The organism is Agrobacterium sp. CFBP2214, from assembly GCF_030209895.1.
Classification (GTDB): Bacteria; Pseudomonadota; Alphaproteobacteria; order Rhizobiales; family Rhizobiaceae; genus Agrobacterium; species Agrobacterium radiobacter.
The window spans coordinates 522,018-540,246 of the sequence record NZ_JARVRC010000003.1; the positions used below are offsets into that span (position 1 = coordinate 522,018).

The 18,229-nt window shown below is 60.2% G+C and carries 17 protein-coding genes; 4 read left to right on the forward strand and 13 right to left on the reverse strand.

Features of this window, described 5'->3' with window-relative positions:
- Window positions 1-29: 29 nt before the first annotated feature.
- The 5 genes from QRN60_RS09940 to QRN60_RS09960 all read right to left on the reverse strand — a co-directional run bounded on the left by QRN60_RS09940 (window position 30) and on the right by QRN60_RS09960 (window position 6,678).
- Complete coding sequence (locus QRN60_RS09940; RefSeq protein WP_003507596.1) at window positions 30-1,139, reverse strand: endonuclease/exonuclease/phosphatase family protein; 1,110 nt, start codon at window positions 1,137-1,139, stop codon at window positions 30-32.
- A gap of 267 nt (window positions 1,140-1,406) precedes the next feature.
- Window positions 1,407-2,432, reverse strand: coding sequence for an ABC transporter ATP-binding protein (locus tag QRN60_RS09945; protein ID WP_060726380.1), 1,026 nt, complete (start codon window positions 2,430-2,432; stop codon window positions 1,407-1,409).
- On the reverse strand, window positions 2,420-4,114 hold the full coding sequence (locus QRN60_RS09950; protein WP_129564888.1) for an ABC transporter permease: 1,695 nt from the start codon (window positions 4,112-4,114) through the stop codon (window positions 2,420-2,422). Before QRN60_RS09950 ends, QRN60_RS09945 begins: the two co-directional genes overlap by 13 nt.
- A 9-nt stretch (window positions 4,115-4,123) precedes the next feature.
- Window positions 4,124-5,107, reverse strand: coding sequence for an ABC transporter substrate-binding protein (locus QRN60_RS09955; RefSeq protein ID WP_060726382.1), 984 nt, complete (start codon window positions 5,105-5,107; stop codon window positions 4,124-4,126).
- 326 nt (window positions 5,108-5,433) lie between these two features.
- Window positions 5,434-6,678: an aminotransferase-like domain-containing protein gene (locus tag QRN60_RS09960; protein ID WP_087744528.1), complete on the reverse strand. Its 1,245-nt coding sequence runs from the start codon at window positions 6,676-6,678 to the stop codon at window positions 5,434-5,436.
- 273 nt (window positions 6,679-6,951) lie between these two features.
- Between QRN60_RS09960 and QRN60_RS09965 the strand changes: the two genes are divergently transcribed.
- Window positions 6,952-7,404 (forward strand): RbsD/FucU family protein, encoded by a 453-nt coding sequence (locus QRN60_RS09965; protein ID WP_087744529.1) that lies wholly within the window; start codon window positions 6,952-6,954, stop codon window positions 7,402-7,404.
- A gap of 107 nt (window positions 7,405-7,511) precedes the next feature.
- Window positions 7,512-8,543 carry an endonuclease/exonuclease/phosphatase family protein gene (locus QRN60_RS09970; protein WP_087744531.1) on the forward strand — a complete coding sequence of 344 codons (1,032 nt, stop codon included), beginning with the start codon at window positions 7,512-7,514 and terminating at the stop codon, window positions 8,541-8,543.
- A gap of 81 nt (window positions 8,544-8,624) precedes the next feature.
- Here the strand turns inward: QRN60_RS09970 and ilvC are convergent, their stop codons facing one another.
- The 3 genes from ilvC to QRN60_RS09985 all read right to left on the reverse strand — a co-directional run bounded on the left by ilvC (window position 8,625) and on the right by QRN60_RS09985 (window position 11,647).
- On the reverse strand, window positions 8,625-9,644 hold the full coding sequence (ilvC, locus tag QRN60_RS09975) for a ketol-acid reductoisomerase (RefSeq protein ID WP_046798127.1): 1,020 nt from the start codon (window positions 9,642-9,644) through the stop codon (window positions 8,625-8,627).
- 49 nt (window positions 9,645-9,693) lie between these two features.
- Window positions 9,694-10,347 carry a TetR/AcrR family transcriptional regulator gene (locus QRN60_RS09980; RefSeq protein WP_003507581.1) on the reverse strand — a complete coding sequence of 218 codons (654 nt, stop codon included), beginning with the start codon at window positions 10,345-10,347 and terminating at the stop codon, window positions 9,694-9,696.
- 394 nt (window positions 10,348-10,741) lie between these two features.
- Window positions 10,742-11,647, reverse strand: coding sequence for an AraC family transcriptional regulator (locus QRN60_RS09985; protein WP_003507579.1), 906 nt, complete (start codon window positions 11,645-11,647; stop codon window positions 10,742-10,744).
- A gap of 193 nt (window positions 11,648-11,840) precedes the next feature.
- Between QRN60_RS09985 and QRN60_RS09990 the strand changes: the two genes are divergently transcribed.
- On the forward strand, window positions 11,841-12,887 hold the full coding sequence (locus QRN60_RS09990) for an NAD(P)-dependent alcohol dehydrogenase (protein ID WP_129564889.1): 1,047 nt from the start codon (window positions 11,841-11,843) through the stop codon (window positions 12,885-12,887).
- A 225-nt stretch (window positions 12,888-13,112) separates the two neighbouring features.
- On the opposite strand, the gene QRN60_RS09995 is transcribed toward QRN60_RS09990, so the two are convergent.
- Both QRN60_RS09995 and QRN60_RS10000 read right to left on the reverse strand, forming a co-directional pair.
- Window positions 13,113-14,378 carry an NAD(P)/FAD-dependent oxidoreductase gene (locus QRN60_RS09995; RefSeq protein WP_111784818.1) on the reverse strand — a complete coding sequence of 422 codons (1,266 nt, stop codon included), beginning with the start codon at window positions 14,376-14,378 and terminating at the stop codon, window positions 13,113-13,115.
- A 71-nt stretch (window positions 14,379-14,449) separates the two neighbouring features.
- Window positions 14,450-15,205: a pyridoxine 5'-phosphate synthase gene (locus tag QRN60_RS10000; RefSeq protein ID WP_099086074.1), complete on the reverse strand. Its 756-nt coding sequence runs from the start codon at window positions 15,203-15,205 to the stop codon at window positions 14,450-14,452.
- 236 nt (window positions 15,206-15,441) lie between these two features.
- Between QRN60_RS10000 and QRN60_RS10005 the strand changes: the two genes are divergently transcribed.
- On the forward strand, window positions 15,442-16,140 hold the full coding sequence (locus QRN60_RS10005; protein WP_099086232.1) for a MerR family transcriptional regulator: 699 nt from the start codon (window positions 15,442-15,444) through the stop codon (window positions 16,138-16,140).
- Between the two features lie 6 nt (window positions 16,141-16,146).
- Here the strand turns inward: QRN60_RS10005 and QRN60_RS10010 are convergent, their stop codons facing one another.
- The 3 genes from QRN60_RS10010 to QRN60_RS10020 all read right to left on the reverse strand — a co-directional run bounded on the left by QRN60_RS10010 (window position 16,147) and on the right by QRN60_RS10020 (window position 18,192).
- Window positions 16,147-17,274 carry an ATP-dependent DNA helicase gene (locus QRN60_RS10010; protein WP_129564890.1) on the reverse strand — a complete coding sequence of 376 codons (1,128 nt, stop codon included), beginning with the start codon at window positions 17,272-17,274 and terminating at the stop codon, window positions 16,147-16,149.
- A gap of 79 nt (window positions 17,275-17,353) precedes the next feature.
- Window positions 17,354-17,836: an SRPBCC family protein gene (locus QRN60_RS10015; protein WP_003507571.1), complete on the reverse strand. Its 483-nt coding sequence runs from the start codon at window positions 17,834-17,836 to the stop codon at window positions 17,354-17,356.
- The gene (locus tag QRN60_RS10020; RefSeq protein ID WP_003507570.1) at window positions 17,833-18,192 is read right to left on the reverse strand and encodes an ArsR/SmtB family transcription factor; all 360 of its coding nucleotides are present in this window, start codon (window positions 18,190-18,192) and stop codon (window positions 17,833-17,835) included. The genes QRN60_RS10015 and QRN60_RS10020 overlap by 4 nt, the downstream gene beginning before the upstream one ends.
- Window positions 18,193-18,229 lie beyond the last annotated feature (37 nt).

An 18,229-nucleotide genomic window follows, 5' to 3' on the forward strand; every position in this document is an offset into this window, starting at 1 on the left:
GACATTGCCGGCGGCAGGTTTCGCCTCGCCTAGATCAGATCCAGCGTCATGACCACGGGGCAATGATCGGAAGCCTTCGGACGATCCCAACCGGTGCGCGGATAACGTTCGACCTCCTGCCCCGGCGGGAATACCGTCCGGAAAGGCTGTCCATTGCGAATGATTTCGGGCACATGCGTGGCGTTCGTCTCCGCCAGACGCGGCGAAAGCCAGATATAGTCGAGCTGGCACAGATGCTGCTCCTGAGGACCGCGGGAATGATAAAGCGTCCAGCGGTCCATGACGTCACGGCGCATCATCGGATTGACCACGAAATCATCGGCCGTAAAAACATCAAGCGCGCTGCGCTCCTCCTCGATCGGCGCAAAGCTGTAGCCGCTGCGCCGGTCGCCGGAAATCGCAATACGCTCCTGATAGTCGTTCATATCGCCGCAGATCGCGAAGTTCTTGTTACGGCTATTGCCGACACCCCAGCGGTTTTCGATGATGCGGCGAACGGCCATGGCCTCCGCCTCGCGGATCGGCATGGTGGCAAGCCGCGCATCGACCGGATCGCGGGAATTGGTCATGGATTTGAAATGCGTGACGTAGAGCGTCAACGGTTTGCCGCCGATCCTCAAATCGATTTCCAGACAATCCCGTTTGAAAATCTTGTCATCGATCTGGTTTGTGGCGGCCAGCGCAGGATTGAAGAGATCGAGATTGCGATAGGTCAGCGCCGCATGGCTCTTGATATCGACCACCTCGATCTTGTCGCCGTCTCGCGTTTCCTCGCGCATGACGACGGCGACATCGATACCGCGACTATCATTACCCTCGACCAGATATTTCTGCAGGTAGCCATTACCGACCATGCGGTAGAGATAGCCATATTCGAAGGCCTGCAGCGCAGCCATGTTGTCGACTTCCTGCAGACAGAGAATGTCGGCATCCGCATCGGCGATGGCGAGCGCCGAAAGCTGCCGCGTATCGTCGGTGGACGAGACCATCCGCGCGCTTTCCAGCGCCTGATAGGTTGCCTCATCCCTGATATCGAAAAGCTGGATCGCCCTGTCGCGCCGCGTCTGGTTGCGAAAGCCGGTGAAATCGAAACGGGTGAGGAGATTTTCGATATTGAAGGTGGCAAGTCGAAGCGACATGAATCAATCCTATTGCTGCGGGGAAACCTTAGCCGGTGTCGCACCGCATCGCCAGTAGCCTGAAACACATCGCGTTTGACCAGATTGGCCCACAGAGGTGCCGTCAGGACTCCGTGCGCCAGTACATCATCCATCCTCATCCCTGTGCTTGTCACAGGAATCCGGCCGATGCGCGTCCGCGCGGCGGGGAGAGTCCTTTCAGCCCAAAGACTTGGGCTGGCTGGATCCCTGTGACAAGCACAGGGATGAGGAGACGTCATTTTCAGGCTAAAGCCGCCACGCTGCACGAATGGCGACCGGCAACCGATCACCGATCGCAACCGCTTCCCGTGAATAGGCCCTGATCGCCTGCCCGTCCGGCAGATCGAGACGCAGGGCATAACGCTCGCCCTCGTAAAGAACCGAGGTGACGGTGCAGGTAATCCCCTCAGAATCCCGCACCACATCCTGCGGCCGCACCAGAATATCCATCTGCGACGCTGCTCCGCTCTCCATCGTCGCACGAAGCCCCGGCCAGTCGAGATCCCGCGAAGCGCCTTCCCGCAAGGGCACCGTCAGGATCGCCCCCTGCCCCACCAGAGAACCGACAAGCCTGCCCTCCGGCCGAGCATAAAGCTCCGCCGGCGGCGCGACCTGCAGCAGCTTGCCATGCGACATGACCGCGACATCAGTTGCGAGCGCCATGGCTTCGGCCTGGTCATGGGTGACATAGATCATCGTCGCGCCGGAGCGTGCGTGAAACTCGCGGAAGGTCTCCTCCATCTCCTGCCGCAGATGGCGGTCGAGATTGGCGAGCGGTTCGTCAAGCAGAACCACATCGGGCTCGGTGACGAGGCAGCGGGCGAGCGCCACACGCTGCCGCTGCCCGCCGGACAATTCGGCGGGGCGGCGATCGGCAAAGCTTTCGAGGCGAACGGCGGCCAGCGCCTGTCGCACCTTCTCGCGATATTTCTCCCCCGAAATGCCGCGCACCTTCAAGGGATAACCGGCATTGTCGGCGACCGACATATGCGGCCACAGCGCATAGGACTGGAACACCATCGCCATGTTGCGCCGCTCCGGCGGCACCATGCTGCCGGCATCGGCCAGCACCCGCTCGCCGAGCAGGATGGAACCATCAGTCGGCTGTTCGAACCCGGCGATCATGCGCAGCACCGTCGTCTTGCCGCAACCGGAAGGTCCGAGCAGCGCCAGGAAACCGCCATCACGCACCGTCAGCGACACATCGTCAACGGCTGGCTTCGATCCCGCACCAAAACTTTTCGACAGGCGGTTGAGAATCAGTTTCGCCACGGGACGACTCCTTTCGGCAGATAGCGCCCCAGAATTTCGAGCAGCAGCATGAGAAAAATCACCATGATGACAACGAGCACCGAAAGCGCCGACGCGAGATCGAAGCTGCCGCTGTCATCGAGATTGTAGATGAGGACGCCGAGCGTCTGCGTGCCAGCCGACCACAGCAGCGCCGACACCGTCAGTTCATTGCAGGCGATCAGGAAAACGAGAATGACGGAAGCGCCTGCCGCCGGCCCGACCAGCGGCAGGATTATATCCTTGAGCCGCCGCCAGAAACCCGCGCCGGACAGCCGCGCCGCCTCTTCCAGCGATGGATCGAATTGCAGGAAGGCGCTGACCATCGGTTTCAGGCTGACCGCGAAGAAGGAAGAGAAGTAGGCGAGCAGGATGATCCAGATCGTGCCGTAGAGCGTCACGCCGAGGAGCGGGATCGGGGCCGCGAAAAGCAGCACGAAGGAAACGGAAATAACAACGCCCGGAAGCGCATAGGGAATATCCACCAGCGCCGAGAGCAGGAACATGAAGCGGCTCTTGCCGCGCACGAGGAAGTAGGCCGTCAGCACCGTCACCGCCAGCAGGCAAAGTGATGTGGCAGTCGCCAGAAACAGCGAATTACGGAAGGCCGTGCGGGTCACGCTCTGCCGGTAAAGCAGTTCCTCATAGGCATGCAGTGTCGCGGTCTTAAGGCTGAGCGGCACGCCATAGGCGGGCGCGAGCGAACTTGCCACCAGTGCCGCAAGCGGCGCGACCAGCATGAAGAACAACACGAGCCACAGGGCAAGCTCCGCCGGCACCCGCCACCGCGCCAGCCCGAAAGTCGCCGCCTTGCCGGAAAGGCCGATGATGCGATAGTCCCTGCCCTTCATCGCCCGTTCCTGCAATGCAAGCCCGGCCACGGAAATGATGGCGATCATGGTGGAGAGAATGGCGATATCGCCGAAGGTGCTGGTGCCGAAACTGGCGAAACGGCTGTAGATCAGCGTCGGCAGGGTAAAGATCGAGGCGGGAATGCCGAGGATCGCCGGAATGCTGAAATTGCCGACATTGGACACGAATGAGATTGCCGCCCCGGCGATCAATCCCGGTGTCGAAAGCGGCAGGATGATATCGAACAACACACGGCGCGGTGAAGCACCCGAGAGCTTGGCGGCCTCGATACCATCCTGTGGCAAGGCCAGCAGACCCGCGCGCAGCGACAGATAGACGAGCGGCGCATGCTGCACGCCGAGCAACAGCGCGATGCCGGCAGTGGAATAAAGCGGCTGCGGCGATCCCATCGCCGGCGCAAGGCCGATGGCCTTCAAAAGCGTGCTTGACGGGCCGGTCATGCCGATCCACGACAGCGCCGTCACCTGCGGCGGAATCATCATCGGCAGCATGAACAGAAAGCTCAAGATCGACTTGCCGCGTATGTCGCAGAGCGTCAGCGAAAGCGCAAAGGCGCCGCCGATGCCAAGCGAAATCAGCATGCCGAAAAACGAGGTGGAAAGCGTGTTCAGCGCCGCATCCCACAGGGCCGGATCGGCCAGAAGTCGCCATATGTCACCATTGAGTGACGAAATGATGCCGGTATAGGCGAGCCGCCCGAGCGGCAGGGCGCTGAGCGCAAAAACAACGCTGACCACAAAAGGAAACAGCCAGCGCGGCTGGCTGCTTCCATAGGCATTGGAACGGGTCATTCCGCTTTATCAGCCCTTGGAGCCGAAGATATCGGAGAAGGTCTTCAGGTCCTGTTCGGAGTTCTTCAACGCATCGGCGGCGTTGAGCGGCAGAACCTTGAGCTTGTCGCGGGCCGGGAAACCTTCCGGCATGCCGGCGTCGGCGCGCGCGGGAATGTAACCGAGCTTGACGAAGCCCTGCTGGCCCTTTTCGGAAAGCACGTAGTCAACGAACTTCTTCGCCGCTTCCTCGTGCTTGGTGCCCTTGATGATCGCGACCGGCTCGGTGACAGCAGAAACGCCTTCTTCCGGGAAGACGAACTCGACCGGCGCGCCCTTGGCCTTTTCGCGGATCGGCATGTAGTCGACAACCACGCCATAGGCCTTCTCGCCCGATGCGACGGACTTCAGGACCGCGCCGTTGCCGCCGCCGGCAATGGCTTCATTGGCCTTCAGCTGCTTGTAATAATCCCAGCCAAGATCCTTAACGGCGGCGAGTGTCTGCGCATGGATCAGCGCGGCACCCGAGGTCAGCGGGCTCGGCATGGTCACGAGACCCTTGGCTTCCGCCTTCGCCAGATCCTTCCAGCTGGTCGGCTTCATCGCGGCAGCGGTGTTGTACATGATGCCTGTTGTGATGAGCTTGGTGGAATAATAGAAGCCATCCGCATCATAGAGCGAGGCATCGATATTCTTGGCTTCAGGGGACTTGTGAGCCAGAAGCTGGCCGGCCTGCTTCATGCGCTCCAGCGTTACCGTGTCGGCGATCAGCAGCACGTCGGCAACCGGATTGCCGGCATTGATCTCGGCCATCAGCTTGGCCATGATCTTCGGCGTCCCGTCACGCACCCATTCAACTTCGAGACCCGGATTGGCGGCCTTGAAACCATCAACGGTCGCCTGCGCGTCCTCGTTCGGCTGGCTGGTATAAAGCACCAGATCGGCGGCATTGGCGGCTGTGGCGATGAAGCCGAGCGATACGATGGCGGTGAAAGCGGAGAGCAGCGTTTTCATGGGTCCAGTCCCTGTTGTTCGGTGGGACCGCTAAAACATGATTGCATAACATGTATGTGACAGGCAGGATTTTAGAGGTGTAATCCCTAGGGTTCGTCGGGATTGAGAGTAACAATGCTCCTTGGCGCTTGCGGCTTACCCCCTCTGTCCTGCCGGGCATCTCCCCCTCAAGGGGGGAGATCGATTTGCGGCAAGGTTTCGCCTATCTCAACGCCTTAGAATGAAGTGGCAGGCGAGCGTCTTGCCGATCTCCCCCCTTGAGGGGGAGATGCCCGGCAGGGCAGAGGGGGGTGAAGCCGCAACCTCTGTAACTGCCGGAAAGTCACTCAAATCGCCGGAACCACCTCGCCCGTAGTTGCCTGCGCGGTCGCGATCAACCGCCCAAGCCGCTTCATGCCTTCCTCGATCATCGCCTCGTTAGCGCAGGAGAAGCTGATACGCAGCGTATTCGTGCCGGAACCATCCGCGAAGAAAGCGCGGCCAGGAACGAAGGCGACCTTTTCCGTAGCGATGGACTTTGCCAGCAGTGCGGCCCCATCCATGCCTTCCGGTAGGGTCACCCAGATGAACATGCCACCTTCCGGCTTCGTCCAGCGCGTGCCCTTCGGCATATATTTGTCGAGTGCGGCCAGCATCGCATCACGGCGGGCGCTGTAAGCAGCCTTGATCTTGGCAACCTGTTTGTCGAAGCCGCGCGAGGCGACCCGTTCGATGGCGATCTGGTTGATTGTAGAGGAATGCAGGTCGGCGGCCTGCTTCATCAGCACCAGCTTGCGGATAACAGGCGCAGACGCGACGATGTAGCCGACGCGAAGGCCGGGTGCGAGCGTCTTGGAGAAACTGCCGCAATAGATGGTGCGGGTATTCTCGATGCCGCCCGAGCGGGCGATATCGAGCGCCATGATCGGCGGAACAGCCTCGCCATCGTAACGCAGCGACTGGTAAGCGGCGTCTTCGATGACGGCGATATCAAGCTCGTCGGCCAGCGCCAGAACCTTTTCGCGGCCGACCAGATCGACGGTTTCCCCGGTCGGATTGGAGAAATCGGCCGAGAGATAAGCGAACTTCACCGCGCCGCCGAGCTTGGCCGCGGTTTCGCGGTATGCCTCGGGCGTGCGGTTGCCGCCGGGGTTCAGCTGGTCGTAATTCGGCTCATAGGCGTTGAAGGCGGAAAGGGCGCCGAGATAGGTCGGCCAGGTGACCAGCGCCGTATCCTTCGGCGACAGGAACAGCTTGCCGAGATAATCGAGACCCTGCTGCGAACCAGAAACGATGAAGACGTTATCGGCAGTGCATTCGATGCCGATCTTGTCCATCTCGCCGGCCAGCCATTCGCGCAGCGGCTTGTAACCTTCGCTCACCGAATATTGCAGCGCTGCATTGACCTGCGCGCCGGAAAAAATTTCCGCGTAAGCCTGCTGGAATTCCTCTGCGGGGAAGAGAGCCGGGTCCGGAATGCCGCCGGCAAAGGAGATGATATCGGGCTGCTCGAGCAGCTTCAGCAGCTCGCGGATTTCAGACGCTTTCATGCGCGAAGAGCGCGTGGCGAAAATTTGTTCCCAATCAAGCATGGGTACGTTTCCTCTTGTGTCGTTTTTATGCGTGCATCTTTACAGAAATGTCGATACGTCAGCAATACTGACTTATCAGTTTTTCGAATTATTTCTGCCTCCCTGCACATTGTCCGCAACCGGCCCCTCTTGAGGCCCGATTTTGCGGACAAAGCCAAATACACCCTTGCGCAAAGCTTCACAATCACACCTTTGCGATTGACGCGACATGGTTTTCCGGCTGGATTGCGCGCGCGCCGCAACGCGGCGAAAGCATCATGGGAGTTTGACGACATGCTAAAAAATATCGACCCGGCGCTGAACGCCGACGTTCTGCACGCGCTGCGCGCCATGGGTCACGGCGATACGCTGGTGATCTCCGACACCAACTTCCCTTCCGATTCGGTTGCCCGCCAGACGACTGTCGGCAAGGTGCTGCATATCGACAATGTCTCTGCAGCCCGCGCCATAAAAGCCATCCTGTCCGTCCTGCCGCTCGACACGCCGCTGCAGCCCTCGGTCGGCCGCATGGAAGTGATGGGCGCGCCCGATCAGCTAGAGCCGGTGCAGGCCGAGGTGCAGAAGGAAATCGACGCGGCGGAAGGAAAATCGGCCCCTATGTACGGCATCGAACGCTTTGCCTTCTACGAAAAAGCCAAACAGGCCTATTGCGTCATCACAACAGGCGAAACCCGGTTCTATGGCTGCTTCCTGCTGACGAAGGGTGTCATTCCGCCGGCCGAATAAGGCCGGGAACGGGAAAATTCGCCAGCCGCCGGCCTTCATGACAATTTCAAGTTGTTGTGGCAAAAACTTCCACTAGGCTTGAAAAACCAACCGGAGGTGTGCGGATCATGACCCAATATGTCCTGGCGTTCTGGAATGTCGAAAACCTGTTTGCGCCGGAGGGCTATCCGGCGCGCGAGCCGTGGATTGCCGAGCGGCTGAAGAACGATCTGAAAGGCTGGACAGAGGACCTGTTCAGGACCAAGGTCAGGCAGCTCGGTCTGATCATAAGTCAGATCGGCGGTGCGGGACCGGATCTGCTCGGTGTGTGCGAAGTCGAGAACCGTTTCGTGCTGGAGACGCTGGCGGAACATCTGAACGACCTCATGCCCGCCCGCGCCTATCGCGTCGTGCACGCCGATTCCAGCAAGGACCAGCGCGGCATCGACACCGCCTTCATCTACGACAGCAAAAAGCTGCTGATCAACGAAAACGAGATTTTCAGCCATTTCGTGATGCGCCGCACCGGCACACGCGACATTACCCAATGCACCTTCATCACCAGGGGCGGCCGCCAGCTTATCGCGCTCTCCAATCACTGGCCGTCGCGCTCGGGCGGCGCGGTGGAAAGCGCCGGTTTTCGCATGACCGCCGGTGAAACGCTGGGTTACTGGCACCAGCGGATTAGGGAAGAGAAAGGCAACGACATCGCCGTCATCGCTTTCGGCGATTTCAACGACGACCCTTCCGATGCATCGCTGCGCTACCACGCCAATTCCACCCGCGAGCGCGACGATGTCGAAAGCTCGCTATCGGCCATGTTCTACAATCTCGCCTGGAATTATCTGCGCCAGCCGGTGGTGGATTCCGTCGGCACGGCAAGAACGATCTACGGCACGCTCTATTTTAACGGCGATGCCAATATCTTCGATCAGATCCTCGTCTCCCGATCACTTCTGAGCGGCAGCAGCGGCTTCAAGGTGCACGAGGAAACCGCGAAAATCGAAGCGATTGCCGCCATGGTCAGCCATAGCAAGAACGAGGGACCGATCCGCTTCGGTCTTTCGAAAGGCGATGCGGTCAAAAACGTCAATCTCGGCGGATTTTCCGATCACTTCCCGGTTTCGGTGGTTATCGAGGAAGACGACGCGATCGTGTGACCGGGAGCCCTCTCAGCCGGACAATACAGAAAAGGCCGGAGCTTTCGCCCCGGCCTTCCAATCTTCCACCAGCAATGAAGCTTAGTTGACAGCCTTGTCGACCAGCTTGTTCTTGCCGATCCAGGGCATCATGCCGCGCAGCTTTGCGCCGACTTCTTCGATCTGGTGGGCGTCGTTGTTGCGACGGATACCCTTGAAGCGTGCGCCGCCAGCCTTCCATTCCTGCATCCACTCGGAGGTGAACTTGCCGGTCTGGATGTCGTGCAGAACGCGCTTCATTTCAGCCTTGGTGTCGGCAGTGATGATGCGCGGACCGGTGACGTATTCGCCCCACTCGGCCGTGTTGGAGATCGAGTAGTTCATGTTGGCGATGCCGCCTTCATAGATCAGGTCAACGATCAGCTTCACTTCGTGCAGGCACTCGAAATAGGCCATCTCAGGTGCGTAACCGGCCTCGACCAGGGTTTCGAAACCGGCGCGGATGAGTTCAACGAGACCGCCGCACAGAACGACCTGTTCGCCGAAGAGGTCGGTTTCGCACTCTTCCTTGAAGTTGGTTTCGATGATGCCCGAACGGCCGCCGCCAACGCCGCAGGCGTAGGAGAGAGCGAGTTCAAGCGCGTTGCCCGAAGCGTTCTGGTGAACGGCTACGAGGCAGGGAACGCCGCCGCCCTTCTGGTATTCGCCGCGAACCGTGTGGCCGGGGCCCTTCGGTGCAATCATGACGACGTCGAGCGATGCCTTCGGCTCGATGAGGCCGAAGTGAACGTTGAGGCCGTGTGCGAAAGCGATCGCTGCGCCGTCACGGATGTTGCCGGCGATGTCGGCCTTGTAGATGTCAGCCTGGAGTTCGTCCGGCGTCGCCATCATCAGGAGGTCGCCCCACTTGGCGGCTTCGGCAACGGTCATGACCTTGAAGCCGTCGGCTTCCGCCTTCTTGACGGTCGGCGAACCGGCCTTCAGAGCAATGACGACGTTCTTGGCGCCGGAATCCTTGAGGTTCAGCGCATGGGCGCGGCCCTGGGAGCCGTAACCGACGATGACGACATTCTTGGACTTGATGAGATTGAGATCGGCATCACGATCATAATAAACGCGCATTTTATGGTCCTTCCCTAATGCTTGTCTCTCAGTTGTCTGAACCGGAATCTCAGGCGGGTTTGCCGCTGAGTTCCGAATGTACCTTTTCCGTGCCGTAGAGGGTCAGAAAGGCGACGACCGCCTTCTTCGCCCGGGCGGAAAAATCCTTGTCCGGCGCCTCGCCCAGCAGCATGCGCACATGCAGATCCGAAACGATGAGACCGTAAAAACTGCGATATGCCTCCTCGGCATCATCGAAACGCAGGTAACCCGAACGGCGACCCGCCTCGATCAGCCCGCGGGCGCGGCGGTCGATCTGGCGACGGCCGCGTTCCAGCAGCAGATCGCCGAGCTTCGAACCGTCACGGCTCGCCTGCCCTATCGCCAGACGGTTGAGCGCCAGCGACACGTCGCCCGCCAGCACATCAAGCAGATCATGCGCGAAAACCTCGAGGTGATCGGCAAGCTGCGGCGCAGACACGCGGTCGCCCGCCTTTTCGAAGGTGCGGACCTTGCTTTGCTGAAAGGTGATCATTGCTGCCAGCAGGCCATCGCGATCACCGAACCACTTGTAGAGGCTTTCCTTGGAACAGTTGGCCGCACGCGCCAGACCGGATGTGGTGAGCGCTTTCTCGCCGCCCTCGACCAATAGACGCAATGCCTGATCCAGAACGGCGTTCTGGCGCGGCGAAAATTCCTGCGCTGTGATCGGGTCGGAAGCCAAGTCTTTTCCACTCCAGGGGCTCGATTAATGTACCGTACGGTACGGTTCGAGCGCCATTTAAGCGGAGGCAGCTGTCCGGTCAAGCGGATTCTTGAGAGGAGGACGAAAATTGACGCGCTGTTGCGCAGTGTGAATGGGAGCGGGGGGCTCCAGGGGGTTATGCGTTCGTAGCGTGTCCGATGGCGCGTCGGACTTACCCCCCTCTGCCCTGCCGGGCATCTCCCCCACAGGTGGGGAGATCGATATGCGGCTAAGCTTCGCCCATCGCAATGGTAGAGAATGAAGCGACGCCAAAGCCGCTTGCCGATCTCCCTCCTTGTGGGGGAGATGCCCGGCAGGGCAGAGGGGGGTAAGTCCGACGCGCCATCGACCCGCTATGAATGGACAGTCCCTTCTACCCCGCCACAATTTCACGCGAGGCATCGACATCACGCGACGGCGACAGCCCGTAGAAGCGGCTATATTCACGGCTGAACTGCGAAGGGCTCTGGTAACCGACGCGATGTCCGGCAGTGCCCGCATCCAGCCGCTCCAGCAGCATCAGCCGGCGCGCCTCATGCAGGCGCAATTGCTTCTGGTACTGAACCGGCGTCATGGCCGTGATCGTTTTGAAATGATGATGGAAGGAGGACACGCTCATGCCGATATGCTCCGCAAGATCCTCGACGCGCAGCTGGCGCGCGAAATTCTCGCGCAGCCAGGCAATGGCGCGGGCGATCCGGTTGCCGTGGCTGCCGGCCGCGATGATGTTCATCAGCTGCCCACCCGCCGGTCCGGTCAGGATGCGGTAGAGGATTTCCTGCTCGATCAGCGGCGCCATTGCCGCAATGTCCGCCGGGCGGTCGAGCAGGCGCATCAGCCGGATGGCCGCATCGAGCAGCTCCGGCGTGGCGGCATTGACGACGATGCCGCGCTGCGCGTTCGCCGGCTCCGCAGGCGGGTCGATAGGCACGCGCCGCATGAGATCGAGCAGCTTTTCACTATCGATCGCAAGCGCGATGCAAAAATGCGGAACCTCCTTGCTCGCCTCCACCACGCGCCAGGCAACCGGCAGGTCAAGCGATGTCAGGAGATAGTCGCCCGCACCGTAATTGATGGTGTCCGTTCCCAGCTGGACGCTTTTCGATCCCTGGATCACCAGTGCGAAACAGGGGCGGTAGCTGCCGTGGCACGGCGCGCTGGGCGTCGTGCGTCGGCTGATGCCGAGAGATTCGATCGCCGTCTGCACCTCGCCGTCGCTTGTGGCATATCGCGCGGCGATGGAGGCGATCTCCTGATAGAGATTAAACGGCAAGGACATAGGGGAATTCCCTTAACTGAAGGAGGAAATGCAGCGGATGTCATTTATCTAGAAAGCCTCCCGGCCCGCGCAAAGAGCACGCCCGCATATTTTTGCAGGATCGTGCAAAAAGGCTGGAGGATCGCTCTAACGCCTTCCCAAGCTTCCGTCGCATATTCCGCCGTCACTTCCCCACCCCCGAAAGGATATTCAGATGGCTATAGCAAGAGGTTACGCTGCGACCGACGCGTCAAAGCCGCTTACCCCGTTCACCTTCGAACGCCGCGAGCCGAACGATGACGACGTCGTCATCGACATCAAATATGCCGGCATCTGCCACTCGGACATCCACACCGTCCGCAACGAGTGGAAGAACGCCGTCTATCCGATCGTTCCCGGCCATGAGATTGCCGGTGTCGTGAAAGCCGTCGGCTCCAAGGTCACGAAGTTCAAGGTCGGCGACCACGTCGGCGTCGGCTGCTTCGTCGATTCCTGCGTCGGCTGCGCCACCCGCGATCTCGACAACGAACACTACATGCCCGGCCTCGTCCAGACCTATAACGACGTCGATCCCTTCACGAAGACAGCCACCCATGGCGGTTATTCCGACTCGATCGTCGTCAAGGAAGGTTATGTCCTGTCGATCCCGGACAACCTACCGCTCGATGCTTCCGCACCGCTTCTCTGCGCCGGCATCACGCTTTATTCGCCGCTGCGCCGCTGGAACGCCGGTCCCGGCCAGAAGGTCGCGATTGTCGGCATGGGCGGCCTTGGCCACATGGGCGTCAAGCTCGGTGCGGCCATGGGCGCGGATGTCACCGTTCTTTCCCAGACACTGTCGAAGAAGGAAGACGGCCTGAAGCTCGGCGCGAAGGACTATTACGCCACCAGCGACACCTCGACCTTCGAGAAGCTGGCCGGCACCTTCGACCTGATCATCTGCACGGCTGGCGTCGCCATCGACTGGAACGCCTATCTCGGCCTCCTGAAGCCCAAGGGCAGCATGGTGGTCGTCGGCGCACCTGAGCATCCGATCCCGGTCCACGCTTTCGCACTTATCTTCGGCGCGAAGAACCTCTCCGGCTCGATGATCGGTTCGATCAAGGAAACCCAGGAAATGCTGGATTTCTGCGGCGAGCACAACATCGTCTCGGAAATCGAGACGATCAACATCCAGGACGTCAACGAAGCCTATGAGCGCGTGCTGAAAAGCGACGTGCGGTATCGCTTCGTCATCGACATGGCATCGCTCGACGCTTGATCGTTGGATTGGGCACACACGCCACATCCACACGCCGTCACCCCGGACTAGATCCGGGGTCCAGCGCGATCAAGTCTTTGATCGAAAAAGACTCTTTTAACGGCGCAGACGCGCCGTGGCTGGATGCCGGACCTAGTCCGGCATGACGGAGGAGAGGTTGGGCGCGCCTACAGAAGCACGAGGGCGGGAAGCGCAGGCTTCCCGCCCTTTGCCTTACACCTGCCCTCAGGCCTCGTCCTTCAGCGTCTCTTTCTGGGTAATCAGCCGCGCGCTGTGCTGGCCGCTCAGGTAAATCCACAGCCAGCTCCACGCCACGGCAAGTCGCGACCGGGTTCCGATCAGGAAGTAGATATGGGCGAGCCCCCATATCCACCACGCCAGCACGCCCTTGAGCTTGAACCTGCCGAAATCGATCACCGCCGCACGTTTGCCGATGGTCGCCAGATTGCCCTGATGGCTGTAGCGGAAGGGCGATGGTGACGGCTGGCCGGCCAGCCGCGCCTTGATGACCTTCGCGACATAGGCGCCCTGCTGCTTTGCCGCGGGCGCAATGCCCGGCACCGGCTTGCCATTCTCCTGATTGACGGCGGCCGTATCGCCGATGACGAAGATATTCGGATCGTCTTCCAGATTGAGATGAGGTCCGACGATGGCCCGCCCTGCCCGGTCGGCGGCGGCGTTGAGCCATTTCGCGGCGGGCGACGCCTGCACGCCGGCGGCCCAGACAACGGTGCGGCAGGGGTAATAGGTCTCGCCGACCGTCACGCCCTCATCGCTGCACGCCGTCACAGGCGTGCCAAGCAGAACCTCGACGCCGAGTTTTTCGAGCGCTTCCTTCGCATAGGCAGAAAGGTCTTCCGTGAAGACCGGCAGAACGCGAGGGCCAGCCTCGACGAGCAGCACCCGGGTCTTTCTGGTATCCACATTGCGGAATTCCGCCGGCAGCGCCTTATGCGCCAGTTCGGCGATCATGCCCGCCATTTCCACGCCCGTCGGGCCTGCGCCGATGATGACGAAGGTCAACAGCGCCTGCCGTTCCTCTTCGCCGGTGGCAAGTTCAGCCCGTTCGAAAGCCAGCAGCAGGCGGCGACGGATTGTCGTCGCATCTTCAAGCGTCTTGAGACCGGGGGCGGAACGCTCCCACTCGTCGCGGCCGAAATAGGCGTGGCGGGCGCCGGTGGCCAGCACCAGCGTATCGAAGCCGATCACCTGACCCGAACTCAAATGCACGGTCCGCGCGGCCCGATCTATGCCATTCACCTCCGCAAGCAGGGTCGTGACCTCCTTGCGGTCACGATAGAGATGGCGGATCGGCCAGGCGATTTCGGATGTCGCGAGAGCCGTCGTCGCAACCTGATAAAGCAATGGCTGGAACAGGTGATGATTACGACGATCTATCAATGTAATACGGACAGGGGCCCCCTCCAGCCCGTGTACCAGTTGCAAACCGCCGAAGCCTCCACCCACGACGACAACATGATGTTCTTGCATATGTCTCTGCCTTCAAAAGCTCGCGCACGGAGCATGCGCCAGCTAACTATAGGCAAAAAAATTGACTTTGGTTATGAAATAGCCTGACCGCAGGCACGGCAAAAACGCCGGACTGTTTCAGCCATGCCATATTCCAGCGCATCCGCCGTCAGCCCGTGACCGATGGAAACCTCGGCCAGATAAGGGATACGTTTCATCAGCTTTGGCAGGTTTTCGACAGTCAGGTCATGGCCGGCATTGACGGCAAGCCCGAGCGCTCTCGCATGGTCCGCCGTCTGTCCAAGCTTTTCAAGAAGCGCATCGCCCTTTTGTGGATCGTCAAAGCAGCCGCCATAGGGGCCGGTGTAGAGTTCGATGCGCGCCGCCCCCGTTTCGGCCGCCAGCTGCACCGGCTCGCGCTCGCCATCGCCATCGGCAAAAAGCGAGACGCGCATGCCGCCAGCCTTCAGGCGTCCCACCACCTCTTTCAGGAAAACGCCATGCTTGCGGAAATCCCAACCATGGTCGGACGTCGCCTGCGACGGGTCGTCAGGCACCAGTGTTACCTGCTCCGGCTGCGTCTGTTCACAAAGGACGAGGAAATCCTCGGTCGGATAACCTTCGATGTTGAATTCCGCAGCGGGGAAACGGTCGTCGATCAGCGCACGCAGCACCGGCAGATCGGAAAAGCGGATATGGCGCTGGTCCGGCCGCGGGTGTACAGTCAGCCCGCTTGCCCCCGCCTCCAATGCAATATGCCCGAAATGCGCGACATCCGGCCACGGAAGATCGCGACGGTTGCGTAACATGGCAATTGCGTTCAGATTGACAGAAAGTTTTGCGGGCATGGCATCGGGGCTCCGGTTCGGAATTGACATCCTGTTTCACGCAGGTTGAGGCCAATCGCAAGGAGGCCGGCAAATTTTTTATTATCGCGGGAACGAAAACAGGCAATACACGTTACGGTTCTGATGTGGCGTTTGGCATGAGGTCTTGATCGGAAAATATGTCCGTCTTGGGGGAACAAGCAACGGACACCTTTAAAAAGGCAGGCACACTGTCAAAGAGCGCGAAGGGGGAGACAATGCAGGATGGCCGGATGCCGTTCGAAAGTCACGGCGATGAGGACAAACCCAATCTAAGGATCAGCAGCTTTCTACCGGATGTAAGCCTGCCCTCCTCCCTGCCCGCGGAACCCGTCCCCATCGCCGACATGGCCAATATCTTCGGGGTGACTCACCGGACGCTGCATTTCTACGAGGAAAAGGCGCTGCTGACTTCAAGGCGCATCGGTCAGATGCGCGTCTATACCCACCGCAACGTCCAGCGTATGGCAGTCATCAACGTCTGCCGTGAAGTGGGTATTTCCGTCGCCGCAATTACCGAAATCATGGAAAAATTCGTCCGTTCGCTCTCGCAAAGCGAGGCGGACGATATATTCCACGCCGCGCTGCGGCAGCGGAAACGCGAATTGACGGCCGAGCTTTCCACCCTTCAGCGCCAGGCCCAGCAGATCGAGGAGCTGCTGGTCACCGACACGGATGCGGACGGCATGGATGGTGCGGAACGGGCGCCGGCAAAGGACATCGCCCTTACCGACACCGAACGAAAATGTCTGGAACTGATGGCGGAGGGTTATGCGCCGGTGCGCCTCGCCCGCGCCCTTGGTCTTTCGGGCACCGATCTCAATGTTCTCGAGGCAAAGATCATCGGCAAGTTCAATGCCAGCAACCGTTTTCAGGCGGTCGCCAAGGCGGTTCTTCTCGGCGTCATCCGCGCCTGATAACGATCAGCGAACGATTGTCAGGGTCTCTGCCGCACGGGTAATGGCGGTGTAGAGCCACCTCTCGCGCGAGTCCCGGAACGCATAGCTCTCGTCGAAGAGAACCACGTTGTTCCACTGCGAACCCTGCGCCTTGTGCGCGGTCAGCGCATAGCCGAAATCGAACTCGTCATAACGCTTACGCGTGGACCACGGAATTTCCGTCTCCACATCCTCGAAGGCCGCCTTCAGCAATTTGATCTTGGCCGCACCGCGATCCATATCGTCGTCTTCGGGCCGTATCATCAGGTTGATGCCGGGCTTCACCGTCTCGCGCGATGAACTCATCACCTGCCAGAGCGAGCCGTTCAGCAGGCCCTTGGCCGGATCGTTCCGGAGGCAGACCAGCTTGTCACCGGATTGCGGGTAATCGGCGGTAAAGCCCTTCAGCTCGCGAAGACGCTGATTGTAGCGGCGGCGGGTACGGTTGGTGCCGACGAGTACCTGATCGGCATCGAGCACCAGCGACTGCGTCACCTCCGACTTGGAAATCACCTGCGCGGAACCATAATCGCCGCGCATGATCTCCCGGCCTTCCCGCACATCCATGGCAAGATGGATGATCGGATTGTCCTTGGCCTGCCGATGAATCTCCGACAGCAGATAATCCGGCTCCTGCTCGGTAAAGAAGCCGCCGCCCGAAACCGGCGGCAGCTGCCCGGGATCGCCGAGCACGAGGATCGGCGTGCCGAAGCTCATCAGGTCCTTGCCGAGCTGCTCGTCCACCATCGAACATTCATCGATGATGATGAGCGCCGCCTTGGCGAGCGGGCTCTGGCGGTTGATGGAGAACATCGGCGCAATCGAGGTCTTGCCGGTTTCCTCGTCTTCGACAGTTTCTTCACCGCGCGGGCGGTAGATCAGCGAATGGATGGTGCGGGCATTGGTTGCACCACGCGAACGCAGCACCTGCGCCGCCTTACCGGTGAAGGCCGCAAACAGCACCTCGCCATCGACATTTTCCGCGAAATGCTTGGCAAGCGTCGTCTTGCCCGTTCCGGCATAACCGAACAGCCGGAAAACCGGTGTGCGGCCTTCCTTCAGCCAGCGGGAAACAGCCTTGAGCGCTTCGTCCTGTTGCGGTGAAAATAACATGCGCCCTCATCGCAGGATTCGAGCGTGGTGCGCAACAGAAAAAGAACGAAAGATGAATCGCCTGACGAGAATGACGGCCTCAATAGGCCGCCTGCTTCTCGACGAGTGCCGCCAATTGCTCCGCAACCGTATTCCAGCCGTCGAAGAACCCCATCTCCGCGTGCCTGTTGCGATCCTCAAGATTGTTGTGCATGGCGTAAGCCACATATTCCATGCCGTCGGGATGATCGCGAAACGTCATCACGGCCGTGAGGAACGGCTGGGCGGAGGGGCGAAAACCCGCGGTCAGCGCATCGGTGAAAACCAGACGCTCCTCATGATCCACCGCCAGAAAACATCCTTTGACATGCGGACCGAAGGCCGCGCCATCCTCGCTATACCGCGTTTCGAAGGCGCCGCCGGGATGAAGCTCCATTTTATCGACACGGCATTGGCCGGGATGCGGCACCCACCACTGTTCAAGACTGGTCCTGTCCGTCCAGGCATTCCAGACGAGCCGGCGCGGCGCCCTTATGATGCGTGAAATTTTCAGGTCGAGATCGGGATTGAAAGTGTCGGTCATCGGTCATTCTCCCCTTTGCTGGACATCCTGTCCTGTTGTGCCATGACAAACTGTTCGAGCCGGTCGGTGCGGCCTTCCCAGATGGCGCGCTGTTGCGAAAGCCAGCCATCGAGCATGGAAAACCGCTGCTTCTCCAGGGAGCAGAACCGGACACGCCCCTGCTTGCGCGTCACGATCAGCCCCGCCTCTTCCAGCTGGCGGATATGTTTCATGAAGGATGGCAGGGCCATGTCGAAGGGTTCGGCCAGCGTTCCGATGCTCGCCTCCCCGCCGCCCAGCCTCAGGATCACCGCCCTGCGGGTCGGATCGGCAAGAGACTGGAAGATATCGTTGAGTGCATCTGAATAGTTTTCCATAAGGCTAACTATCACATCAAAACACTTAGCTCAATGG